This is a genomic window from Nonomuraea sp. 3N208 (genome assembly GCF_052245935.1).
Taxonomy (GTDB): domain Bacteria; phylum Actinomycetota; class Actinomycetes; order Streptosporangiales; family Streptosporangiaceae; genus Nonomuraea.
Genome location: NZ_JBQQBR010000001.1, coordinates 372,429 through 395,162, shown reverse-complemented (window position 1 = coordinate 395,162; position 22,734 = coordinate 372,429). Strand labels below are relative to the sequence as shown.

Below are 22,734 nucleotides of genomic sequence, written 5' to 3'. Positions count from 1 at the left end.
GCGCCGCCGGGGGGCTAGCCGCCCCAGCCCGGCACGGCCATCCGCACCGTGAGCGCGTGCTCGACGAGGTTGATCAACGTGCTCTTCACCGAGTCCTTCTTGCGGGCGTCGAGCCGCACCAGCGGGATGTGCGGCGCCAGGGTCAGGGCGTCGCGCACCTCGGTGTCGCTGTGCGGGTACTGGCCGTCCCAGCCGTTGACGCCCACGATGAACGGCAGCTGCGCCTCCTCGAAATAGTCGATCGCCGGAAAACTGTCGGCAAGACGGCGGGTGTCCACCAGCACGACGGCGCCGATCGCGCCGCGCACCAGGTCATCCCACATGAACCAGAACCGGTGCTGTCCAGGCGTTCCGAACAGATAGAGGATCAGGTCACGGTCGAGGGAGACCCGGCCGAAGTCCATGGCCACGGTGGTGGTCGACTTCAGCGGCGTCATGCCCAGGTCGTCGATCCCCGCCGAGGCGTCAGTCATCACCGCCTCCGTGGTCAACGGCATGATCTCCGACACCGCACCGACGAACGTCGTCTTGCCCACCCCGAAACCTCCAGCCACCACGATCTTCGTCGAGGTGAGGCCGGGGCTAGAGCCTGCGAAGTCCACTGAGCACCCTTTCGAGCAGATTAACGTCGGGCCGTCCGGCGTCCAGCTGTGGCTGGTGCACGCGGACCAGGCCTTCGGCCGCCATATCAGCGATCAGCACGCGTACCACGCCGAGGGGGATCCGCAGCAGGGCCGACACCTCCGCCACGGACCGGACCTGCCGGCACAGCTGGCTGATCGCCTGGTACTCCGGCGTGATATGCGAGAACTCCCGGTGCTCGGCCGTGGCCGAGGACACCAGAGCCTCCATCGCCAGTTTGACCCGCGGCGCCGTCCGTCCACCTGTCACCGCGTACGGACGGACGGGCGAAGCGGGGTCTGGGTTCAGCTGCGACTGGGACTGTGGTTCTGGCGGGGACGCCCATTCGCGGCTGGTCCATCGTGGGTCTGTCACGTGTACATCACCTGGTCTGGCTGGCGCGCAGCTCCGCGCGCACAGCCGGAGTCAGCACCTGACCGGCGCGATCGACCATCAGCGTCATCTGGTACGCCACCAGACCCATGTCGCAGTCCGGGGCGGCCAGCACCGCCAAGCACGAGCCGTCGCTGATCGACATGATCAGCATGAGCCCGCGCTGCATCTCCACGATCGTCTGATTGACCGCACCGCCCTCGAACACCCTGGCCGCCCCCTGCGTCAGGCTCACCAGCCCCGACGCGATGGCAGCCAGCTGATCAGCCCGGTCAGCCGGGAAACCCGACGAGGCCGCCAATGGCAGCCCGTCAGATGAGACGACCACCGCGTGCGCGACGCCCGGAACCGTACTGACGAAATCGGTGATCAGCCAGTCGACCCCGCGTGCCGCATGGCTCAGGTCATTCATACGCCCTCCTCCCTGTCGTCGTTCCGCGGGCCAGAGGTGAACGCCGCCCTGCCCTCGGTGATGTCATCGCGCGCCGCCCGGAAGCCCTGCTGGAAGCTGGAGAGCCGGTTGCGCACCCGGTCCGGGGACACCGACGGCATCGGCGTGACGCCCTTGGGCGCCGACGAGGTGTCCGCCGAGCCCGGCACCAGGTTGGCCTTGGGCACCCGCTTGGGCAGCCCGGCCGACGTCGATTCACCACGTACCGGCTCCACAACCGCCTCCGCAGCGCTCCAGCCCTCGTCCGCCTTGGTGGAGCTCCAGCTCTTGTCGCGCCCGAACCAGGCGGACTCCACGGCGGCGAAGATCGGCAGGTAGTCGTCGCCCGCGGACGCGGGCGGGACGGACGGCATGGGGCCGGTGGCCCGCGATTCGCCGTCGGTGAACTCGAACCCCGGCCGCTGCGGCGGCATCGTGTCGCCGCCGTTCCAACCGGGCACGGGCCGCTTGGGCAGGCCGCTGCCGTTCCAGCCCGCGTTGCGCGGCGGGGACCAGACATCGGAGCTGTCGTAGCCGCCCGCGCCACGCGGCTCGGCGGACCAGGCCCCCGGGTCGGGATGCCACTGGGTCGGCGGGGCCGGCCAGCCGCCAGGCTCGGCGTTCGACGGGAAGGACGGGTGGCCGGGGCCCATCTGGTAGGTGGACTGCGGCCAGTCCGTGGCGGGCGGCGCGGGATGCGGTCCCGAGTACGGCTCGTCCCTGCCACTCCCCGCGCCGGAGAAGGCGAGCGGCGGATCGCCCGCGAAGGCAGGCGGCCGGCCGGACGTGGACGGTTGGTCACCCGCCAAGGCGGGTGGCTGCGCGAACGGCGAAGGCGGGTCGCCGGGGAAGGCGGGTGGCGGGTTGAAGGACGGCGGCTGGTTGCCGCTGTAGGACGGCTGGCCGGGGAAGGTCGGCGCCTGGGAGCCGAGCATGTTCTCCGGGATGAGCACCATCGCGGTCAGCCCACCGGAGCTGTGCGGGCGCAGCTGCACCCGGATGCCGTGCCGGTGCGCCAGCCTGGCGACCACGAACAGGCCCATCCGCCGCGAGACCGACACGTCCACGCTCGGCGCGTCGGTCAGCCGCTCGTTGGACTGGACCAGCTCCTCCTGCGTCATGCCGATGCCTGAGTCGGTGATCGACAACATCACACCGCCGCCGTCGATCCTGCTGCCCGACACCGTCACCCGGGTCTCGCGCGGCGAGAACGACAACGCGTTCTCCACTAGCTCGGCGAGCAGGTGGATGACGTCGTTGACGGCCTGTCCCGCCACCGAGACGCCGTCGGGCACCTGCAGCACGACCCGCTCGTAGTTCTCCACCTCCGACAGCGAGGCCCGCGCCACGTCGACCAGCTTCACCGGCTGGCTCCACCGGCGCGGCGGATCCTGGCCGGCGAGGACCAGCAGGTTCTCGCTGTTGCGCCGCATGCGGGTCGCCAGGTGGTCGAGCTTGAACAGGTTGCCGAGCCGCTGCTCGTCCTGCTCACCCTGCTCCAGCCCGTCGATCAGGGTGATCTGCCGCTCCACCAGCGTCTGGCTACGCCGCGACAAGTTCACGAACATCGCGTTGACGTTGCTGCGCAGCCGCGCCTCCTCACCGGCGAGCCGCACGGCCTCGCGGTGCACCTCGTCGAACGCCCGCGCCACCTCGCCGATCTCGTCATGGGTGTCCACGCCGATCGGGACGACCGGGCCGACCGTGCCCTCGCCGCTCTCACGCAACTGCTGCACGGTCTCGGGCAGGCGATGTCCGGCGATGTCGAGTGCCTCGTGGCGCAGCTTGCGCAGCGGCCTGATCAGCGAGCGGGCGATGAGCGAGATGATCGCGACCACCACGAGCAGCAGGACCAGGATGAGTCCCCCAGAGATCATCGCCGAGCGGTTGGCGCCTTCCTCCAGAGTGCGGGCCCGCAGGATCACCGAGGACGCCAGCTCCTTCTCCACGCTGCGCAGCGCGTCGATCTTGCCGGTGCTGACCTCGAACCACGTGGCCACGTCCTTGTTGGCCGGGACGCCGATGCTCAGCTCCTTGCCCTCGGCCGACTGCGCCATGGCCCGCAATCGGAACAGGTCCGTCTGGTCCACGTCCCGGCCGACAACAGTGTTGCGGTAGAGCTCCAGCTGGTCGAGGTTGGCCAGCGTGGCGAAGAGCGTCTCCTCGCTCTCCTCGCGCGACTTGGCGTCGGTGAGAGCGTCGAGCTCGCCGCTGTCGAAGCCCTTCTTGTCGAGCGCGCTGGCCAGGATGCCGCGCTGCTTGGACGCCTGCTCCTTGGCGCGGGCGATCGTGGCCATCGAGCTGGCGCTGTCGGAGACCTGGTCGTCGACCGCGACCTGGCCGACCTGGTCGTGGAACTGCAGAAGGGCCGCGATGATCTGCGAGTACTTCTGGATCATCGGCAGCGGCTGGATCTTCCCGCTGACGGCCGTGTCACGCAGTGTCGGGATCTCCTCCAGGCGCCGCAGCACCGGCCGTACGGCCTCGGCGTGGGTGTCGGTGATCGCGCGTGCCCGGTCCTTGGCCTCCTCGATGACGGCGTTCACCCCGCTGTACGTGGTGCGGAGCTGGGCCTCGCGGTTCTCGGGGCGGCCTTGGGCGATGTAGAGGGCGGTCTCGTCACGTTCGAAGGACAGCTCGTGGGTGACGGCCCCGAGCTGCTCGCTGAGCTCGGCGACCTCGCGGAGGGTCTGGTAGGTGTTGGCGTCGTTGAGCGAGGTGATCACGTTCAGCCCGCCCAGACCTACGGCCACGGCCGTGGGAACGACGATCAGCGCGATGAGGCGCGACCGCACGTGCCAGTTGCCCAGCCCGAACCTGCCAGACGACGATTTGGACGGCCGTCGCTTCTGGTGCGCGTGCGGCTCGCGGTCGGCGGACGCTTCAGCGCTCTGCGTTCTCACTTGCCTTCGCAACCTCTCGCCCAGGGAGGGAATTCTCGGTGACCATGCAGGTAAATGCACGTGGGGCAATATGTACGTCGAGATAAGCGCCATTTGAGCACACGGGATAGCTAGGGCCAACCACCAATAGTGCCCCGATGAGGTGTTTATCCCTGATTGTCCGAAAAATTAGACTGAATCGGTAGACCACCGCTTATCTGGGAAAACAGGCAATAACGAGCCATCCCAGGAGCCCCTTCAGGCCCAGAGAAAGCATCGGCAGATCCGTCCCAGCAGTAACCGAAGTCCCGGCGACACCACCTTTCCCAAAAAGGACAAACACTCAGTTTCTTACCGGTCGTCAAATTTTCACGATATAGCGGCAAACGGACATTGCAACCACAAGTGTTATCTTCGCGATAATGACCACCAATTTGGTGCTACGGTCAATCCCTGTTGTGCGTCAGGCACACAGCCCCGGCAGCAAAACCCGCCCGGTCCCCCCACCCCTGGCTCCATCTGAAGGGAGTCCCTGACATGAGGCTTGGCCATCCCGCCAGGGCCGCCATCATCGGATTAGCTTTGACACTCGGCGCCGTCGCGTGCAGCACGGGCGACTCCACGACTGCCAGCGCGCCACCGACCGCCGCCGCCGGCGGCCTGGAGAAGACGAAGATCAAGATCGCCACCCTGCCGGCGATCGACAGCGCGGCCATCTACGTCGCCATCGACCAGAAGCTCTTCGAGAAGGAGGGGCTGGAGGTCACCCCGCAGGTGGTCCAGGCGGCCCCCGAGGCCATCCCCATGTTGCTGAACGGCGAGATCGACGCCATGTTCGGCAACTACGTGTCCATGTTCGCCGCCCACGACAAGGGCTCGCTCAAGCTGCGGATCCTGGCCGAGGGCTCGCGTGCCGCGCCTGACTCGCTGAGCATCATGGCCCTGCCCGACTCGCCCATCAAGACGGCCAAGGACCTCGAAGGCAAGACGATCAACGTGAACGTCCTGCGTAACTTCCAGGAGCTGGCCCTCACCCAGGTGCTCAAGGCCAACAACGTCGACCCCGCATCGATCAAGTACGTCCCGGTGACGTTCCAGAACATCATGACCTCGTGGAAGGGCGGCCAGATCGACGCCGCCTACCTGGGCGAGCCCATGGTCACGGCGGCCACGGCCTCGATGGGCGCACGCAAGATCCTCGACCCCGCCTCCGGTCCCGCGGCCGAGTTCCCGATCTCCGGGTACGTCAGCACCCAGGAGTGGTACGACAAGAACCCGAAGGTCGCGGCGGCGTTCCAGCGGGCCATCCACAACGCGGCCAAGCTGATGGAGAACAACCGCGAGTCGGTGGCCAAGGTGCTGCCGACCTTCACCCAGATCGACGCGGCCACCGCGGCCACCGTCACGTTCCCGTACTTCTCCAGCAACGACAACCCGGTCCGGCTGCAACGCGTGGCGGACTGGATGCTGGAGGCCAAGTGGCTCGGCAAGGCGATCGAGGTCAAGTCGCTCATGTCGCCGACAACCTCAGGGTGAGCGCTCAGACCCTGGCCCGCGCCCGCCCGGCCGGGACCGCCACGCGGTGGTCGCGCCGGGCGGCCGGGGCCTTCGCCTTCGCCGCACTGATCGAGCTGCTCAGCCGGACGGGCGTGGTCCCCTCCGAGTACCTGCCGCCCGTGACCGAGATCGCCGGGCGGGGCATGGCGCTCGTGTTCGACCCGGCCTTCCGCGGGCACGCCCTGACGAGCCTGCTCGCCTGGGCCATGGGGCTCGGCATCGCGGCACTGATCGCCGTGCCGCTGGGCCTGCTGCTCGGCAGCGTGCCGATCATCGACGCCGCGTCCCGCTCGGTCGTGGAGTTCCTGCGTCCGATCCCGTCCGTCGCGCTGATTCCGCTGGTAGCGCTCATGATCGGCACGGGTCTGCAGTTGCGTGTCACGCTCGTGATCTACGCCTCGCTGTGGCCCATTCTCTACAACACGATGTACGGCCTGCGCGGCGTCGACCCCCTGGCCAAGGAGTCGCTCAGGTCGTACGGCTTCGGCCCCTGGTCCGTGCTGCTGCGGGTCTCGCTGCCGTCGTCGGCGCCCTTCATCATGACCGGATTCCGGCTGGCCACCGGGGTCGCGCTGATCCTGACCGTGAGCACCGAGATCGTGGCCGGCCAGGGTGAGGGCATCGGCGTGTTCGTCTTCTTCGCCGGCATCGCCGTGCCCGCGCGGATGACCGACATCCTGGCCGGGGCGTGCTGGGTGGGGCTGTTCGGAGTCGCGGTGAACGCGTTGCTGGTCGCGGCCGAGCGGCGGGCGTTCCGCTGGCATCACGCGCGGTTGGGAGAGCCGGGATGAAAGCCACGGCAGAGGTCGCCACGTTCGCGACCAGGACCACGTTCGCGCGGCGGAAGGGCGTGCGGACGGCGGCGTTCCGCTGGCTCGTGCTCGTTGTGCTGATCGTGGTCTGGGAGACGGCCACCAGGGCGGCCGGGAGCCCGTTCTTCCCGGCGCCCAGCACGATCGTGGCGCGGATGCACACGCTGTGGTTCTCCGGGCCGCCCACCACGCTGTTCCTCACCGACACGGCCATCGAGAACATCCTGCCGAGCCTCGGCCGGATGGCCGCCGGGTTCACCGGGGGCGCTCTGGCCGGGGTCGTGCTCGGGCTGGCGGTGGGGCTGTCCGCGCGGGTGTACGACTATCTCGACGGGGTGCTGCAGTTCCTGCGGGCGATCCCGCCTCCCGCGCTGGTCAGCGTGTTCCTGGTGTTCGGGTTCGGGCTGCGGATGCAGCTGGCGTTCATCATGTTCAGCATCCTGTGGCCGGTGCTGCTCAACACCGCCGACGGCGCCCGCTCGGTGGAGCCCATGCACCTGCAGACGTGCCAGGTGTTCCGGTTGACACGGGCCCAGCGGCTGCGCTTGGTGATCCTGCCGTCGGCGTTGCCCAAGATGTTCGCCGGGCTGCGGCTGGCCCTGTCGCTGTCCTTGATCGTCATGGTGTTCTCCGAGCTGCTCCCGGGCACCACGAACGGCATCGGCTTCCAGATCACCTTCGCGAAGCACCAGACCGACCCCCTGTCCATGTGGGCCGGCATCGTGCTGCTCGGGGTGCTCGGCTACCTGCTGAACGAACTGTTCCTCGTCGTGGAGCGCCGGGTGCTCGGCTGGCACCACACGGCTCAGCGCCTCACGGAGTAGGATCAGCGCCCTGAACAGGTTTACCTGACCGACATGTCCGACTTTCCCTGCTCCGCTACAGTCTTGTGCTGACTCCGATCTCGCCCCCCAAGGAACTCCATTGCTCGAGATTGAGAACCTCTCCCACGTTTACGGCGGCGGTAGCCCGAACGCCCACCACGCCATCGACAGCCTCAACCTGAGCGTCGCCGCGGGCGAGCTGCTGTGCGTCGTCGGGCCGTCGGGCTGCGGGAAGTCGACGCTGCTGCGGTCGATCGCCGGCCTGATCACGCCGACGGGCGGCCAGGTCAAGGTCGAGGGCAACCTCGTACGCCAGACGCCGGACAACCTGGCCGTGGTCTTCCAGGATTACAGCCGCTCGTTGTTCCCGTGGATGTCGGTGGCGGACAACGTGGCGCTACCGCTGCGCCGCAAGAACATGGACAAGAAGGCGCGCCGCGAGGCCGCCGAAGAGGCGCTGGAGTCGGTGGGGCTGGCGGGTGCCGGACGCAAATACCCGTTCCAGCTGTCGGGCGGCATGCAGCAGCGGGTGGCGATCGCGCGGGCACTGGCGTACCGGCCGTCGTTGATGCTCATGGACGAGCCGTTCGGCTCGGTGGACGCCCAGACCAGGGAGGACCTGGAGGACCTGGTGCTCAAGGTGCGCGGCCACCACCAGATGACGATCGTGCTCATCACGCACGACATCGACGAGAGTGTCTATGTCGGCGACCGCGTCGTGGTGCTGTCGAAGGCGCCCGCGCACGTGGTCGGCGACCTCAAGGTGGACCTGCCCGGGCCCCGCGACCAGATCACCACCCGCGAGCACCCCGACTTCGTGCACCTGCGCGCCGAAGTGGGCCGGCTGGTCCGCGGCCACGCAGCGGCAGTCTGACCCCGTCTCCGCGTTGCCGTCCGAGGAGGAGTTCCGGGCAAGAAGGCCGGGCTACTGTCCCGGCGTGGTGGCGAAGGCCGCCACCGCCGCCTCCTTGCGACACGTAAACGAGTTGCGGGCGCCGAGAGGATGGACGTCATGGATCGACAGCTGCTCAGCGCCATCGCACACCGCGACCACCCGGTCGCCACCCCCATCTCGGATGACAATCTCGACCGGTTGCTGCGCCGGGCGGCGTTGCCGGACGGGGCTCGCATTCTCGACCTAGGGTGCGGCGAGGCCGCATGGTCGCTGCGGGCGCTCGAGCTCGTCCCGTCGGCCGTCGCCGACGGTGTGGACCTCTCCCCGCACGCCCTGTCCGCAGCCGAACGGGCCGCGGCCGCGCGGGGCCTGTCCGGCCGGTTGTCGCTGCACCTGACGCCCGCTGCCGAGTTCCCCGCCACCGACCCGTACGACCTGGTGCTCTGCGTCGGCTCCACCCACGCCTTCGGCGGCTTGAAGGAGACCATGGACGCCGTCTCCCGCTTCGTCCGTCCCGGCGGGCTGGCGCTGGTCGGCGAGGGATTCTGGGAACGCACTCCCGCTCCTGACCTCGCCGAGGCCATCGGCACGTACCCCGATCTGGCGGGCACGCTCGCGGCGGCCGAGTCCGGCGGCTGGCTGACCGTCTACGGCCATGTGAGCGACCTGGCCGAATGGGACGAGTACGAGCTGTCGTGGACCGGCACCTTGGCCCGCTGGGCCGCCGCCAACCCCGGCCCCGACGCCGAGCACGCCATGGCCGCCATGAGACAGCACCGTGACATGTGGCTCACCGGTTACCGTGGCGTGCTCGGCTTCGTCTCTCTCCTGCTGCAGCGGGTGTAAGCGGGTCACTCCCCGGTCATCGCGGCGTGGAGCCGCAGGTACGGCTCCGCGTCCTTCGGCCTGTTCTGGCGCTGCAGCGTACGGCCGAGCAGCAGGCAGGCGTACCCCTCGGCCGGGTCGCGCTCCAGGACCAGCCGGAGCTCGGCCTCGGCCCGGCCGAGCTGGGCCGAGTGGTAGTAGGCACGGGCCAACAGGAGCCGCGCGGCCAGGTTCTCCGGGGCCGCCGCGACCACGCCGGCCAGGATGCGAGCGGACCCGATGTAGTCCTCCGCGTCGAAGAACAGGCGGCCGCGCTCGTACTCCTCGGCCAGGTTCTCGATCGCCATGTCACTCCTTTCCCGGGACGGGCCCGTCGGCGTGCGGAACGCGGTCGGCGGGGACGACGCCCAGGCGGCCGGCCTGGTAGTCCTCCATCGCCTGGAGGATCTCGGCGCGGGTGTTCATCACGAAGGGGCCGTAGTGCACGACCGGCTCCTTGATCGGCTGCCCGCCGAGCAGCAGCACCTCCAGGTTGGGCTCGGCCTGGGGCTGGGCGGTGTCGGCGGCGACCGTGAGCGCCCCGCCCTGGCCGAAGACGGCCAGCTGCCCCTTGCGTACCGGCCTGCGTTCGTCCCCGGCGAAGCCCTGCCCGGCCAGCACGTACGCGAGCGCGTTGAAGCCGGGGTTCCACGGCAGCTCCAGCCGCGCTCCGGGGCTCACGGTCGCGTGCACCATCGTGATCGGGGTGAACGTGATGCCGGGACCGGCGTGCCCGTCCAGCTCACCGGCGATCACCCGCAGCAGCGCGCCGCCGTCGGCCGAGGCGAGCAGCGCCGTCTGGCGACCGCGGATGTCCTGGTAGCGGGGCAGGTGGAACTTGTGGGCGCGGGGCAGGTTGACCCACAGCTGGACGCCGTGGAACAGCCCGCCCGACACCACCAAGTGCTCCGGGGGCTTCTCGATGTGCAGCAGCCCGGAGCCCGCGGTCATCCACTGAGTGTCGCCGTCGGAGATCGTGCCACCGCCGCCGTTGGAGTCCTGGTGCTCGAAGATGCCGTCCATGATGTAGGTGACGGTCTCGAAGCCGCGGTGCGGGTGCCAGGGGGTGCCCTTGGGCTCGCCGGGGGCGTACTCGATCTCGCCCATCTGGTCCATGTGGATGAACGGGTCCAGCGCGGACTGCGGCACGCCGGCGAACGCCCGCCGTACCGGGAAGCCCTCGCCCTCGAACCCGCTGGGCGCGGTCGTCACCGACCGCACGGGCCGGCGTGCGACCACGGTCGGATCGGGGACGGCGACGCGCGGCAGCGTCAGGGTGTCGGCGGTGATGGCGGGCATGACCCCTCCTGGCTGTTGAATATTCAATTACATCTGCCCGCCTCAACGCGGGTGTGCTGCACGGCATTCCCGGCTCCGACTATACGACCGATCGGTCGTTCATATAGTGTGAGCCGCATGACGCAAGACGGCCGGCTGCTGCGGGGGATGCGCAGCCGCGAAACGATCCTCCAGCAGGCGGTGGGACTGGCCTCCGTCGAAGGGCTGGCCGGGCTCTCCCTGGGGCGGCTGGCGACGACGACCGGCATCAGCAAGTCTGGACTTTTCGCGCACTGGCGCGACAAGGAGCAACTGCAGCTTGATGCGGTGGAATGGGCCACCCGCCAATGGACCGAGCATGTGGTCGAGCCCGCCCTGCGCGTCCCCGCAGGCGTGCGGCGCCTGTTCGCGCTGCACGAGGCGCGGCTGACGTTCTACGACGACGGCGTGCTGCCCGGCGGGTGTTTCTTCTTCGCCGTGCAGGCCGAGTTCGACGACCGCCCCGGAGCTGTGCACGACCGCGTCGCGCGGGCCATGCGCGAGTGGCAGGAGTTCATCCAGCGACTGGTGGCCGGGGCCGTGGAGCTGGGCGAGCTGGCCGCGAGCGTGGATCCGGCCCAGCTCGCCTACGAGATCGACGCACTCGGCGAAATGGCCATCATTCATTCCCGGCTGCTCGACGGGCCGGCCGCTCTCGCTCATGCCCGCCGTGCCGTACTCCAGCGGCTCCGCGCCCTCTCCCCTCATCCCGAGCTGCTCCCGGAGGACTGACATGATCGAATATGGCGTTTGCGAGCCGGTTCAGGTGCATTTCGATGACCTCGACGCGATGGGCCTGCTGCACAACTCCCGGTACGCGTTGCTGGTCGAGCGGGCGATCAGCGCGTACTGGCACCGGCTCGGCTGGGCGCCCGATGCCGCCGTGTCGGCGTTCAAGGACGTGTTCCTGGCCGTGCGGGAGTTCAAGGTGACCTACAACGTGCCTATTGCGGGGGTGGGCGAGCCGCTGGTGCACTTCTGGATCGATCGTCTTGGCCGTACGAGCGGGGTGTACGGGTTCCGCGTGCTGTCGGCGGACCGCTCGGTGGTGCACGCGGAGGGATACCGCGTCAACGTCAACCTGGACCCCATCACTTTGCGGCCGGCGCCGTTCAGCGACGAGCTCCGCACAGCGGCCGCGCCTCTGCTGCTCCCTGCAGTGCCGGTCCCCTCCTAGAGGCCTCGGCGCTTCTGCTCGGCCAGGAAGTCCTCCCAGGTCCGGCGGCCGACGGCGTGGTCCGGGGCAAGGTTGGCGCCGGCTCGGAACGCGGCCGCGGCCTTGCCCGGGCTCCGGACCGGCACGATCAGCCGGCGTTTGCCGGTGGCCTTCACGTAGTCGCGGGCAAGCTCCTCCATCCCGTACACGCGAGGTCCGGCGATGTCAGGCACGAGCCCGGCCGGCTCGTCCAGGGCGAGCTCGACCAGCCGGGCCGCCACCTCACCTGCGTCGACCGGCTGGAACCTGGCACCGCCCCACGTCATCAGCACCGGCAGCTTGGCCATCGTCCCCAGCGTCATCCAGACCCAGTCGTGGAACTGGGTGGCGCGCAGCGTGGTCCACGGCAGTCCGGACGCGGCGATGACCTGCTCGGCCTCCCGCTTGGCCGCGAAGTAGCCGAACATGGCGCGGTCGACGCCGCTGACGACCGGGATCCGGTCGGCGCCCACGACCGAGATGTACACCACATGCGGGGCACCCGCCCGCGACGCCGCCTGCACCAGGTTGCGGGCCTTGACCTCGTCGCCTTTGGCGCTCCCCGCGCAGTGCACGATCTTCTCGACTCCGTCCATCGCGGCCTGTAGCCCCTCACCGGTGGACATGTCGCCGGTCACGTACTCGATGCCGTCCTCGGGCCCGTGGCCGCCCCGGCTGAGCACCCGTACCTCGCAACCGGCCTTCCGCAGCAGCGGCACCACCAGGCGCCCCAGCGTGCCCGTCCCACCGGTGACCAGAATCGGCGAAGTCATGACTTCCTCCCTTTTCGTGGATCTCTACTGCGCTGACCCGGAGCGAGGGAGGAATGTGACGCGGGGGTGGAATGCCAGGTCGCCGCAGGTCTCGGAATAGCGGCGGATACAGCGGTCGTTGGGCTCTGGGGTGGCGCGATCGCCACGAAAGTGGCGGATGATGTGAATGCGCGGCAGATGCCCTCCTGGGCAGGCGCCACCGACCGCCTGACTCAGGGAGCAGCATTTGTCTCGTCACTCGGCCGACTTACGCCCTAAGACCGCGTCCGCCGTCTATCCCGCCGGCCTGCTGGCGCCGCCACCGCGCACGTTGCTCGACATCCTCGACGAGACGACGTGCCGTTACCCGGAGGCGCCCGCACTGGACGACGGCGCCGTGCGCCTCGACTACCGCTCGTTGCGTGCCGAGGTGGACCGGGTGGCGGCCGAGCTCGCGGAAGCCGGGATCGGCCGCGGCGCCAGGGTCGGCGTGCGCATCGCGTCGGGGACCGCCGAGTTGTACGTCTCCATCCTCGCCGTGCTCGCGGTCGGTGCCGCGTACGTGCCGGTCGACGCCGACGACCCGGACGAGCGCGCCGAACTGGTCTTCGCCGAAGCCGGGGTCGACGCCGTCCTCGCCGGCAAGCTGACGATGCACGGCGGCGCGGGGACCGCTGCGTCACTGTCCGAAGGCGCGGGGACGGCTGCGGAGCCGCCGCGCCTGGACGACGACGCGTGGATCATCTTCACGTCCGGGTCCACCGGCAGGCCGAAAGGGGTCGCGGTGACGCACCGGTCCGCGGCCGCGTTCGCCGACGCGGAAGCGGGACTCTTCCTGCCGGATCGGCCGCTGGGCCCCGGCGACCGGGTGCTGGCCGGGCTGTCCGTGGCGTTCGACGCCTCGTGCGAGGAGATGTGGCTGGCCTGGCGGCACGGCGCCTGCCTCGTGCCCGCGCCCAGAGCCCTCGTACGCACCGGCATGGACCTGGGCCCCTGGCTGGCCGCCCAGCGCATCACGGCCGTCTCGACCGTGCCGACGCTGGCCGCGCTCTGGCCTGTCGAGCACCTCGGCGGGATCCGGCTGCTCATCTTCGGCGGCGAGGCGTGCCCTCCCGAGCTGGCGGAGCGGCTCGCCGTACCGGGGCGGGAGGTGTGGAACACGTACGGGCCCACCGAGGCGACAGTGGTGGCGTCCGCGGCGCGGCTCACAGCCGACGGACCCGTACGCATCGGGCTGCCCCTCGACGGGTGGGACCTGGCGGTGATCGGCGACTCGGGCGAGCCGGTGGCCATGGGCGAGACTGGCGAACTCGTCATCGGAGGCGTGGGATTGGCCCGCTACCTGGACCCGGTGAAAGACGCCGAGAAGTACGCGCCGCTGCCGTCGCTGGCCTGGGAACGCGCCTACCGCAGCGGTGACCTCGTACGGGCGGACCCCGAGGGCCTCTTCTTCGTCGGCAGGGCCGACGACCAGGTGAAACTCGGCGGGCGCAGGATCGAGCTCGGCGAGGTGGACGCCGCGTTGCAGGCGTTGCCGGGCGTCACCGGCGCGGCCGCCGCCGTCCGCACCGCGGGCGGCGGCCACCAGGTTCTCGTGGGGTACGTCGTCACCGGACCCGGCTTCGACGCCGGTGAGGCGCGCGAGCTGCTCGCCGACTCGCTGCCCGCCGCCTTGGTGCCGCGCCTGGCGCCGGTCGACTCTCTCCCGACGAGGACCTCCGGCAAGATCGATCGTGACGCGCTGCCCTGGCCGCTGGCCGAGCCGGTCGCGCCCGCGGCCGAGTGGAGCCCGGCCGAGGCGCTGCTGGCCGAGCGGTGGACCGGCATCCTCGGCGTGGCGCCGGAAGGACCCGGCGCCGACTTCTTCGCCGACGGCGGCACCAGCCTGGCCGCGGCCCGGCTGGTGTCCGTGCTGCGTCCCGACTATCCGGATGTGGCGGTGGGCGACGTGTACGCACAGCCGACGCTCGCCGGGCTGGCGCGGCTCCTGGTCGCGCGGGGCGAGCACGAGCCGACGCGGCCGCCCGTGGCGCCCATGCCCCGGCGGGCCGCTCTCGTGCAGTCGTTGCTCATGGTTCCGCTGCTCACCGCCGGCGCGATGCGCTGGATCGTGCTGCTGGCCGCGCTCAACAACCTGCTCGCGCCGCCGTGGGCACCGGCTCTGTCCTGGTGGTGGGTCGCCCTGGGCGCGTTGGTGTTCGTCAGCCCCATGGGGCGAATGGGCCTGTCCGCGGCGCTGGCGCGGCTGCTGCTGCGCGGCGTACGGCCGGGCAGCCACCCGCGCGGTGGCCGCGTGCATCTGAGACTGTGGTTCGCCGAGCAGTTCGCAGTCAGGCTCGGCGTCCCCGACCTGGCCAGCGCGCCCTGGATGGCGTGGTACGCCCGGATGCTCGGCGCCAAAGTGGGCGCCGACGCCGATCTGCACTCGCCGCCGCCCGTCACAGGACTGCTCAGGCTGGGCCGGGGCGCGTCGGTCGAGCAGGAGGTCGACCTCAGCGGCCACTGGTACGACGGCGATCTGCTGCACATCGGCGAGATCCGGATCGGCGCGGGCGCCACCGTAGGTTCCCGTTCGACGCTGCTGCCCGGTGCGAGGATCGGGAAGAACTCGCGGATCGCCCCGGGATCGGCGGTCGCCGGCACCGTACCCGCAGGCGAGCTCTGGGCCGGCGTGCCCGCGTTCAGGCAGGGCAAGTCGCGCAAACCAGGAGAGCGGGCCGTCCGGTCGCGCTTCTGGGCGTCGTTGTACGGCCTGACGGCCATCGCGCTCAGCCTGCTCCCGGCGGCCGCGGCCGGGGCCGGCCTCGCGGTTCTGGCCGTGTTCGCCGGAGACGCCCGCACGCTCGGCGAGGCCCTCACCTCTGCCCTGACCGGCGTGCCGCTGGCGACGATCACCGGCATGGCGGCCTTCGCCCTGGTCACGCTGGTCAGCGTGCGGCTGCTCGGGCTGCGGCTGCGTCCGGGCCACTATCCGGTGCACAGCCGCCAGGCGTGGCAGGCCTGGGCGACGGGGCGGCTGATGGCCGCGGCCCGCGTCTGGCTCTTCCCGTTGTACGCGAGCGTTCTGACGCCCGCGTGGCTGCGGGCTCTCGGCATGAAGGTGGGCCGTGGCGTCGAGCTGTCCACGGTCCTCGCGCTGCCCACGATGACGTCGGTCGGCGACGGCGCCTTCCTGGCGGACGACACGATGGTGGCTCCGTACGAGCTGGACGGCGGCTGGATGCGCATCGCGTCCGCGCGGATCGGCAAGCGGGCCTTCCTCGGCAATTCCGGAATGACCGCTCCGGGCCGCAAGGTGCCCAAGGACGGCCTGGTCGGGGTGCTGTCGGCAGCGCCGAAGAAGGCCAAGTCCGGCTCGTCGTACGTGGGCATGCCGCCCATGGAGCTGCGCCGCACCGCCGAGGAGGCCGACCGGAGCCGGACCTACGACCCGCCCGCGCGGTTCAAGGCAGCGCGGGCCCTCGTCGAGGGGTTCCGCGTGGTACCCGCGATGTGCGCGGTCGCGGTCGCCCTCCTGGTCGCCGCCGCCTTCGAATGGCTCGCGGCACGGTACGGCTTCGCCGTGGCGGCCGCCCTGGCCGGTGTGGTCATGCTGGCCGCCGGGGTGGTCGCGGCGGCGGTCGCGACGGCCGCCAAGTGGGCGCTGGTCGGCCGGATCCGGACCGGGAACCAGCCGCTGTGGAGCTCCTTCGTGTGGCGTAACGAGCTGGCGGACAACTTCGTCGAGGTGCTGGCCGCGCCGTGGTTCGCGCAACCGTGGCTGGGTACCGCGCCGCTGAACGTGTGGCTGCGCTCGCTCGGGGCACGCATTGGACATGGAGTCACATGTGACACGTACTGGCTCCCCGAGGCGGATCTGGTGACACTGGGCGATGGCGCCTGCGTCAACCGGGGCTGCGTCCTGCAGACGCATCTCTTCCATGACCGGGTCATGAGCATGGACACGGTGACGCTCGAGGCCGGCGCGACGCTGGGCCCGCACAGCGTGGTGCTGCCGGCCGCGCGAGTGGGCGCCGACACCACGATCGGTCCCGCCTCGCTGGTCATGCGCGGCGAGACCGTGCCGAGCCGGGCCAGGTGGTTCGGCAACCCCATCTCGGCGTGGCGATGACGTCCTACTTTCCAGGGCACGGCGACCACCGGTACGGCGTCACGCACTACGACCTGACGCTGAAGTACCGGGTCCCGGCCAACCGGCTCGACGGCACGGCCCGGCTGACGGTGACCGCCGCCGAGCCCCTCAGCGCCCTCGACCTGGACCTCGGCAAGTTCCGGATCTCGGGTGTCACGGTGGACGGTGGCTGGGCCCGCTACTCGCATGGCAAGGGCAAACTGCGCGTGACCTTGCCCCGGCCGCTGCCGGCAGGAGCGCGAGCCGAGGTCGAGGTGCGCTATTCGGGCAGCCCCGTACCGGTACCGAGCCCCTGGGGCGGCCTCGGCTGGGAGGAGCTGACCGACGGCGCGCTGGTGGCCGGCCAGCCGATCGGCGCGCCCTCCTGGTTCCCGTGCAACGACCGGCCCAGTGACAAGGCGTCCTACCGGATCTCCCTGACCACCGCGTCGTCGTACCAGGTCATCGCGAACGGCGTGCTCGTCGCGCGGCGCCGCGCGGCCGGGGACACGACGTGGATCTACGACCAGACCGAGCCCATGGCGAGCTACCTGGCGAGCGTGCAGATCGGGCGCTACCAGCTCTCCGAGGTCGCCGGAACCCGGCTGGCACACCCGCCGCGCCTCGCCACTCGCGCACGGCACGACTTCGGTCGCCAGGGCGAGATGATGGCGCTGTTCACCGACCGGTTCGGGCCCTATCCGTTCACCGGCTACACCGTCGTGGTGGCCGACGACGACCTGGACATCCCGGTCGAGGCCCAGGGCATGTCGATCTTCGGCAGGAACCATGTCGACGGCATGCGCGGGTTCGAACGCCTGATCGCGCACGAGCTCGCGCACCAGTGGTTCGGCAACAGCCTCACCGTGGCCTGCTGGCGCGACATCTGGTTGCAGGAGGGCTTCGCCGCCTACGCCGAGTGGCTCTGGTCGGAGGAGTCCGGCGGCCCATCCGCCGACGACCACGCCCAGCGCTGGCACCACAGGCTCGCGCAGCTCCCACAGGACTTCGTCCTGGCCGACCCCGGCGCGGGGGCGCTGTTCGACGACCGCGTCTACAAGCGGGGCGCGCTGACCCTGCACGCGTTGCGCCGGGCCCTGGGCGACCACGTCTTCTTCGCGGCTCTGCGCGCTTGGACGGCCGAGCGGCGGCACGGGAGCGTCACCACCCTGGGGTTCGCCGCCCACGTCCACCGGCACACCTCGCGACCGGTCGGACCGCTGCTGTCCGCCTGGCTGTACGACAAGCCGCTCCCGCCGCCGCGCCTTTGAACCCGCAGCGGCGTTCGGGGTACCGCCGGCCCGCATTCCCGTTGGGCAAGAGTGGGTGCCACCGGGAGAGGCTACGACCAGGCGGCACCCAGGAGACGTCTATACGGGCGTGTGCGTGTGGCGGGTCAGGGCGTGCTCCACCAAGGTGATCAAGGTCGATTTGACGGACTCTCGGTGCCGGGCGTCCAGGCGGACGATGGGGATGTGGCCGCCGACCGACATGGCCTCGCGGATATCCTCCTCGCCGTGCGCGAACTCGCCGTCCCAGCCGTTGACGCCGATCACGAACGGCAGTTTCGCCTCTTCGAAGTAGTCGATGGCCGGGAAGCTGTCGGCCAGGCGGCGGGTGTCCACCAGCACGACCGCGCCGATCGCCCCTCGTACCAGGTCGTCCCACATGAACCAGAACCGGTGCTGTCCAGGCGTGCCGAACAGGTACAGGATCAGGTCACGGTCCAGCGAGACGCGGCCGAAGTCCATGGCGACGGTCGTGGTCGTCTTGTTCGGCGTGAGCGAGACGTCGTCCACGTGAGCCGAGGCGTCTGTCATGACCGCCTCTGTGGTGAGCGGGAGGATCTCCGACACCGCACCCACGAACGTCGTCTTGCCCACGCCGAAGCCCCCGGCCACGACGATCTTCGTCGAGGTCAGGCCGGGACTAGAGCCTGCGAAGTCCACTGAGTACCCTTTCGAGCAAGTTGAGGTCCGGCTTTCCCGCGTCCAGCGCAGGCTGGTGCACGCGGATCAGGCCCTCCGACGCCATGTCGGCGATCAGCACCCGGACCACGCCAAGGGGCTGGCGTAAAAGGGCGGAGATTTCAGCAACCGACCGGACGTTCCGGGTCAGTTGGATGATCGCCTGATACTCCGGACTCAGTAGGGAAATGTCTTGGTATTCCGACGTCACGGAGGACACCAGTGCCTCCATGGCGAACTTCATCCGCGGCGCCGTGCGCCCCCCGGTCACGGCATACGGCCGTACCAGGGAGCTCGGCTTCTGCGGACGGGGAGCCGCCGGATGCGGCGGAGTGCTATCACCAGCCCAACCCTGACCTGTCACCATGATCTCCGTTCACTCGCCCCCGGTTAGCGAGGGCGGGCCGCTTGCAGCTCAGCGCGTACGGCCGGAGTAAGCACCTGCCCCGCGCGTTCGACCAGCAGGGTCATCTGGTACGCCACCAGGCCCATGTCACAGTCGGGCGCGGCCAGGACCGCCAAGCAGGATCCATCGCTGATGGACATGATCATCAATAGTCCGCGCTGCATCTCGATGACGGTCTGCGTCACCATTCCGCCTTCGAAGACCCGCGCGGCGCCCTGGGTCAAGCTGATCACGCCAGAGGCGACCGCCGCGAGCTGATCGGCCCGATCCTTGGGAAACCCCTCGGAGAAGGCCAGCGGCAAGCCGTCAGACGAGACCACGACCGTGTGCGCGACGCCTGGCACGTTGTTCACGAAGTCCGTGATCAGCCAGCTAATGCCACGCGCTCCCTGGCTCATCTCTCTCATTTGTCCTCCTCATTTTCTTCGCCGCGGGTGAACGCCCGGCCTTGTCGGACACCCTGCTGGAAGCTGGAGAGCCGGTTCCGCAGTCGCTCGGGCGAGATCTGCGGCGCCGGTGATGTGGGCTGGGGCTCGGCGAGACTGGCCGTACCGGGCACCAGATTGGCCTTGGGGACGCGGCGTGGCAACCCCGAGGCTGTCGTGCCGTCCTGTGCGGGCTGGGCTGCCGCCTGAGCGGCCTGGAAGCCGGAGTCCGCGGGCGAGGACCAGGACGCGCCTGCCCCGGACTGGCCCGGCTTGCGCTGTGGCAGCGGCGCCTGCCCCGAAGGCGCGGGCGCGTCCACGGGGATGGCCGGGTGCACGGCGGTGGTCTCGGACTCTCCCTCGAACGAGCGCTCCCACCCGGCCGGCGATTGCTGCTCGGCCGAGAACGGAGGCTCGGAGTGCGGGTTCAGCTGCTCGGGATCCGGCCGGCGGAACCAGTCCGAGCCGACCGAGGAGAAGATCGGCAGGAACTCCTCGCCCTGCTCCTCCATGGGCGAATTGCGCACCACCGGGAGCGGGCCGGTCATGTCTTGGGAGGAGTAGCGGCCGGGCCCGAACGGATCGTAGGCGGCATGCCCGTTCTGCTCGAAACTGTCGGCGGGCTTGGGCTCGTCGCCGAACGGCGCCCGGTAGTCGCCTCGGTAGTCGGCCTGGTAGTCGGCACGCTGGTCATCGCCGTGCTGCGGCCGCGGCTGATCCTCCGACTCGAATATCGGCCTGCGTGGCAGCGGGTCGGCGAAGGACGACCACAGGGCCGGGTCGTCGGGGTCCTTCGGCGGCTCCGTGGCGAACGAGGGCCAGCGCGGCTCCTGCTCCTGCAGGGGTGGCGGCTGCTCGGCGAACGACGGCCACCGGTTCTCCGCGAAGGAATTAGGCTGTGCCGGCGCGGGCGGAGGCTCTTCCGCGAACGACGGCCAGCGGGGCTCCTCGAACCAGCGGTGCTCCTCCTGCGGCGGGGCACCAGGCGACTCCTCGGCGAACGACGGCCAGCGCGGCTCCTCGGCCACGCCTCCCGGCGCCCCGCCGGGCACCCCGGCAGACGGCTGCTCGCCGAACGCCGCGGGCTGCTCCCCGAACGCGGGCTGCTCCCCGAACGCGGGCTGCTCCCCGAACCCCGCAGGCTGCTCGCCGAAGGACGGCCAGGCGCCGGTCCCCGGCGCGGGCACCGAGCCCGGCCACTCCGTGTCCACCACTTGGTGGGACGGGTCCGCGGAAGGTGTCGAGTGGCGCGGTCCCGATCCGTTCGTCGACGGCTGCCCGAACATGCTCGGGTCGAACGACGTGAACGCCTCGTACTGGCCGCCCTTATGCGGCACCCCGGCCGCGCTGGTGATCAACATGTCGGGCATCAGGACCAGCGCGCTCAGGCCACCGGTCTCCCGCATGCTGAGGTGGACCCTGATGCCGTGCCGCAGCGCCAGCCGGCCGACCACGAACAGGCCCATGCGCCGCGACACCGACACGTCCACCACCGGCGGGTTGGCCAACCGCCAGTTGGCCTCGGCCAGTTCCTCCTGGCTCATGCCGATGCCCAGGTCGTTGATGGTGACGAGCACGCCGCCCTCGGCAGGCGTGCTGGTGACCGCGACCTTGCTCTCGCGGGGCGAGAACGAGGTCGCGTTCTCGATCAGCTCGGCCAGCAGGTGGACGGCGTCCGTGACGGCCGGGCCGACGATCAGCGTGCCGGACGAGATCTGGATCTGGACGCGTTCGTAGTTCTCGACCTCCGACAGCGAGGCGCGGGCGATGTCGACCAGCGGCACCGGCTCGCTCCACTTGCGCGCGGCCTCCTGGCCGGCGAGGACCAGGAGGTTCTCGCTGTTGCGGCGCATGCGGGTGGCCAGGTGGTCGAGGCGGAAGAGGTTCGCGAGCCGCTGCTCGTCCTCTTCACCCTGCTCCAGGCCCTCGATGAGCTGCAGCTGCCGCTCGACGAGCGTCTGGCTGCGGCGGGAGAGGCTGACGAACATGGCGTTGACGTTCGACCGCAGCTTGGCCTCGTCAGCGGCCAGCCTGATGGCCTCGCGGTGGACCTCGTCGAACGCCCGCGCCACTTCACCGATCTCGTCGCGGGTGTTGACGCCGACCGACGGCACTTCGGGCACCTGTGCGCCGTCGCCGGACTCGCGCAGCACGCGAACGGTCTCGGGCAGCCGGGTGGTGGCCACCTGGAGCGCCTCGGCCCGCAGCCGGCGCAGCGGGCGGACCAGCGAGCCGGCCACGCGGGTAGTGATGATCAGGACGAGGAGCAGCAGGACGAGGATCATCGCGCCGGAGATGATCGCGCTGCGCTGCTCGGCGTCGCTCAGCTCGCGGGTCCTGGCCACGAGCTCGGTGGCCAGGTCCTCCTCGGCCTCGCGCATGGCGGTGGCCGTCACCGACATGCCGTCGTACCAGAGGCTCAGGTCGCGGGTGGTGCTGACGTCGAGGTCCCGGACCCGGTTGTACTCGCGCATCTGGGCCAGCGCGCGCTGCCGCATGGCGTCGCTGCGGTCGATCTGCCTTCCCTTGACGATCTGCCTGTACTCCTGCAGATGCACGGGCTCGGCGACCTGCTCGAAGGTGGCCAGCTCCGCCTGCTGCTGCTCCCAGGAGCCCAGGAAGTCGGTGAGCGCCTCGTTGTCCAGCTGGCGCTGGACGAGCGCGACGATGAGGATGACCTGCTGGCGCGAGACCTCCTCCTTCATGTGCTCCAGCGCGCCGAGCGCGGCCACGTCCCGCTGCAGATGGTCGTCGTTGACGCCGCCGGCCATGCTGGAGCTGAGCGACGAGAGGACCTCGATCATGGTCGTGTACGTGTTGATGGCCGCGCGCGGCGGCACGTTCGCCGCCACCATGGAGGCACGCAGGCTGTTGAGGCCGTCCAGCCAGCGGCGCGCGTCATCCACGCCTTCGCGGACGCGTTCCGAGTACGACTCGTCGATGCTGGAGGCGGCGGTCATCACCAGCGCCTTGGCCTCGTCCGTGGCCTCTCGCTGAGTCTTCAGCTGGACGAGCCGCCCGGCCCGGCGGTCGGTGACGTACCACGCGGTGAGCGTGCGCTCCTTGGCGAGCTCGTGGTTGAGCCCGCCGACGCGCTGGACGAGCTCGGCCGCTTTGGTCAGGCGCTGGTACTCGACGCTGGTGCCGATGGCGTTGGCCAGCTGGATGCCGGCGAGCAGCACGCCCACCACCGTGGGGATGAGGATGAGCGCAACCAGCCTCGAGCGCACACGCCAGTTAGCCAGCCGGAATCTTCCGCCTGTGTACTCCCCAGACCGAGTGT

The 22,734-nt window shown here is 70.2% G+C and carries 20 protein-coding genes; 9 read left to right on the top strand and 11 right to left on the bottom strand.

Features of this window, described 5'->3' with window-relative positions:
* Positions 1-14 precede the first annotated feature (14 nt).
* The 4 genes from ACTWPT_RS01875 to ACTWPT_RS01860 form a co-directional block, all read right to left on the bottom strand.
* On the bottom strand, positions 15-602 hold the full coding sequence (locus tag ACTWPT_RS01875; protein ID WP_327584795.1) for a GTP-binding protein: 588 nt from the start codon (positions 600-602) through the stop codon (positions 15-17).
* A complete protein-coding gene (locus ACTWPT_RS01870; RefSeq protein WP_103956510.1) occupies positions 583-930 on the bottom strand; it encodes a DUF742 domain-containing protein in 348 nt (115 codons plus the stop codon). The genes ACTWPT_RS01875 and ACTWPT_RS01870 overlap by 20 nt, the downstream gene beginning before the upstream one ends.
* A gap of 73 nt (positions 931-1,003) precedes the next feature.
* A complete protein-coding gene (locus ACTWPT_RS01865; RefSeq protein ID WP_020546542.1) occupies positions 1,004-1,426 on the bottom strand; it encodes a roadblock/LC7 domain-containing protein in 423 nt (140 codons plus the stop codon).
* Entirely contained in the window at positions 1,423-4,347 is a 2,925-nt protein-coding gene (locus tag ACTWPT_RS01860) for a nitrate- and nitrite sensing domain-containing protein (protein WP_443175439.1), read from the bottom strand. Before ACTWPT_RS01860 ends, ACTWPT_RS01865 begins: the two co-directional genes overlap by 4 nt.
* A 516-nt stretch (positions 4,348-4,863) precedes the next feature.
* On the opposite strand from ACTWPT_RS01860, the gene ACTWPT_RS01855 reads away from it, so the two are divergent.
* The 5 genes from ACTWPT_RS01855 to ACTWPT_RS01835 all read left to right on the top strand — a co-directional run bounded on the left by ACTWPT_RS01855 (position 4,864) and on the right by ACTWPT_RS01835 (position 9,260).
* Positions 4,864-5,862, top strand: coding sequence for an ABC transporter substrate-binding protein (locus ACTWPT_RS01855; protein WP_443175438.1), 999 nt, complete (start codon positions 4,864-4,866; stop codon positions 5,860-5,862).
* Positions 5,859-6,674, top strand: coding sequence for an ABC transporter permease (locus ACTWPT_RS01850; RefSeq protein ID WP_443175437.1), 816 nt, complete (start codon positions 5,859-5,861; stop codon positions 6,672-6,674). Before ACTWPT_RS01855 ends, ACTWPT_RS01850 begins: the two co-directional genes overlap by 4 nt.
* Positions 6,671-7,519, top strand: coding sequence for an ABC transporter permease (locus ACTWPT_RS01845; RefSeq protein ID WP_443175436.1), 849 nt, complete (start codon positions 6,671-6,673; stop codon positions 7,517-7,519). Before ACTWPT_RS01850 ends, ACTWPT_RS01845 begins: the two co-directional genes overlap by 4 nt.
* 100 nt (positions 7,520-7,619) lie before the next feature.
* A complete protein-coding gene (locus ACTWPT_RS01840) occupies positions 7,620-8,393 on the top strand; it encodes an ABC transporter ATP-binding protein (RefSeq protein WP_443175435.1) in 774 nt (257 codons plus the stop codon).
* A 138-nt stretch (positions 8,394-8,531) separates the two neighbouring features.
* Complete coding sequence (locus ACTWPT_RS01835) at positions 8,532-9,260, top strand: SAM-dependent methyltransferase (RefSeq protein WP_443175434.1); 729 nt, start codon at positions 8,532-8,534, stop codon at positions 9,258-9,260.
* A gap of 5 nt (positions 9,261-9,265) precedes the next feature.
* Here ACTWPT_RS01835 and ACTWPT_RS01830 read toward each other — a convergent pair whose 3' ends face one another.
* Both ACTWPT_RS01830 and ACTWPT_RS01825 read right to left on the bottom strand, forming a co-directional pair.
* Positions 9,266-9,586: a tetratricopeptide repeat protein gene (locus ACTWPT_RS01830; RefSeq protein WP_443175433.1), complete on the bottom strand. Its 321-nt coding sequence runs from the start codon at positions 9,584-9,586 to the stop codon at positions 9,266-9,268.
* A gap of 1 nt (position 9,587) precedes the next feature.
* Positions 9,588-10,577: a pirin family protein gene (locus ACTWPT_RS01825; protein WP_443175432.1), complete on the bottom strand. Its 990-nt coding sequence runs from the start codon at positions 10,575-10,577 to the stop codon at positions 9,588-9,590.
* 117 nt (positions 10,578-10,694) lie between these two features.
* Between ACTWPT_RS01825 and ACTWPT_RS01820 the strand changes: the two genes are divergently transcribed.
* Both ACTWPT_RS01820 and ACTWPT_RS01815 read left to right on the top strand, forming a co-directional pair.
* Positions 10,695-11,327 (top strand): TetR/AcrR family transcriptional regulator, encoded by a 633-nt coding sequence (locus ACTWPT_RS01820; protein WP_443175431.1) that lies wholly within the window; start codon positions 10,695-10,697, stop codon positions 11,325-11,327.
* Between the two features lies 1 nt (position 11,328).
* A complete protein-coding gene (locus tag ACTWPT_RS01815; protein ID WP_443175430.1) occupies positions 11,329-11,772 on the top strand; it encodes an acyl-CoA thioesterase in 444 nt (147 codons plus the stop codon).
* Here the strand turns inward: ACTWPT_RS01815 and ACTWPT_RS01810 are convergent.
* Positions 11,769-12,563 (bottom strand): SDR family oxidoreductase, encoded by a 795-nt coding sequence (locus tag ACTWPT_RS01810; RefSeq protein WP_443175429.1) that lies wholly within the window; start codon positions 12,561-12,563, stop codon positions 11,769-11,771. The genes ACTWPT_RS01815 and ACTWPT_RS01810 overlap by 4 nt on opposite strands.
* Positions 12,564-12,789: 226 nt before the next feature.
* On the opposite strand from ACTWPT_RS01810, the gene ACTWPT_RS01805 reads away from it, so the two are divergent.
* Complete coding sequence (locus ACTWPT_RS01805) at positions 12,790-16,653, top strand: Pls/PosA family non-ribosomal peptide synthetase (RefSeq protein WP_443175428.1); 3,864 nt, start codon at positions 12,790-12,792, stop codon at positions 16,651-16,653.
* Entirely contained in the window at positions 16,650-17,924 is a 1,275-nt protein-coding gene (locus tag ACTWPT_RS01800; protein WP_443175536.1) for a M1 family metallopeptidase, read from the top strand. The genes ACTWPT_RS01805 and ACTWPT_RS01800 overlap by 4 nt, the downstream gene beginning before the upstream one ends.
* 99 nt (positions 17,925-18,023) lie before the next feature.
* Here ACTWPT_RS01800 and ACTWPT_RS01795 read toward each other — a convergent pair whose 3' ends face one another.
* From ACTWPT_RS01795 to ACTWPT_RS01780, 4 genes are read right to left on the bottom strand one after another with little or no spacing between them, the layout of a single operon-like run.
* A complete protein-coding gene (locus tag ACTWPT_RS01795) occupies positions 18,024-18,602 on the bottom strand; it encodes a GTP-binding protein (protein ID WP_443175427.1) in 579 nt (192 codons plus the stop codon).
* Positions 18,583-18,987: a DUF742 domain-containing protein gene (locus ACTWPT_RS01790; protein WP_241564763.1), complete on the bottom strand. Its 405-nt coding sequence runs from the start codon at positions 18,985-18,987 to the stop codon at positions 18,583-18,585. The genes ACTWPT_RS01795 and ACTWPT_RS01790 overlap by 20 nt, the downstream gene beginning before the upstream one ends.
* A gap of 23 nt (positions 18,988-19,010) precedes the next feature.
* The gene (locus ACTWPT_RS01785) at positions 19,011-19,433 is read right to left on the bottom strand and encodes a roadblock/LC7 domain-containing protein (protein ID WP_090935862.1); all 423 of its coding nucleotides are present in this window, start codon (positions 19,431-19,433) and stop codon (positions 19,011-19,013) included.
* Positions 19,430-22,681: a nitrate- and nitrite sensing domain-containing protein gene (locus tag ACTWPT_RS01780; RefSeq protein WP_443175426.1), complete on the bottom strand. Its 3,252-nt coding sequence runs from the start codon at positions 22,679-22,681 to the stop codon at positions 19,430-19,432. The genes ACTWPT_RS01785 and ACTWPT_RS01780 overlap by 4 nt, the downstream gene beginning before the upstream one ends.
* Positions 22,682-22,734 lie beyond the last annotated feature (53 nt).

What these genes read in the sequence shown, in the direction of transcription:
- ACTWPT_RS01865 (WP_020546542.1), bottom strand. Translation starts at nt 1,426, where the DNA reads ATGAATGACCTGAGCCATGCGGCACGCGGGGTCGACTGGCTGATCACC.
- ACTWPT_RS01855 (WP_443175438.1), top strand. Translation starts at nt 4,864, where the DNA reads ATGAGGCTTGGCCATCCCGCCAGGGCCGCCATCATCGGATTAGCTTTG.
- ACTWPT_RS01845 (WP_443175436.1), top strand. Translation starts at nt 6,671, where the DNA reads ATGAAAGCCACGGCAGAGGTCGCCACGTTCGCGACCAGGACCACGTTC.
- ACTWPT_RS01835 (WP_443175434.1), top strand. Translation starts at nt 8,532, where the DNA reads ATGGATCGACAGCTGCTCAGCGCCATCGCACACCGCGACCACCCGGTC.
- ACTWPT_RS01830 (WP_443175433.1), bottom strand. Translation starts at nt 9,586, where the DNA reads ATGGCGATCGAGAACCTGGCCGAGGAGTACGAGCGCGGCCGCCTGTTC.
- ACTWPT_RS01825 (WP_443175432.1), bottom strand. Translation starts at nt 10,577, where the DNA reads ATGCCCGCCATCACCGCCGACACCCTGACGCTGCCGCGCGTCGCCGTC.
- ACTWPT_RS01820 (WP_443175431.1), top strand. Translation starts at nt 10,695, where the DNA reads ATGACGCAAGACGGCCGGCTGCTGCGGGGGATGCGCAGCCGCGAAACG.
- ACTWPT_RS01815 (WP_443175430.1), top strand. Translation starts at nt 11,329, where the DNA reads ATGATCGAATATGGCGTTTGCGAGCCGGTTCAGGTGCATTTCGATGAC.
- ACTWPT_RS01810 (WP_443175429.1), bottom strand. Translation starts at nt 12,563, where the DNA reads ATGACTTCGCCGATTCTGGTCACCGGTGGGACGGGCACGCTGGGGCGC.
- ACTWPT_RS01800 (WP_443175536.1), top strand. Translation starts at nt 16,650, where the DNA reads ATGACGTCCTACTTTCCAGGGCACGGCGACCACCGGTACGGCGTCACG.
- ACTWPT_RS01790 (WP_241564763.1), bottom strand. Translation starts at nt 18,987, where the DNA reads ATGGTGACAGGTCAGGGTTGGGCTGGTGATAGCACTCCGCCGCATCCG.
- ACTWPT_RS01785 (WP_090935862.1), bottom strand. Translation starts at nt 19,433, where the DNA reads ATGAGAGAGATGAGCCAGGGAGCGCGTGGCATTAGCTGGCTGATCACG.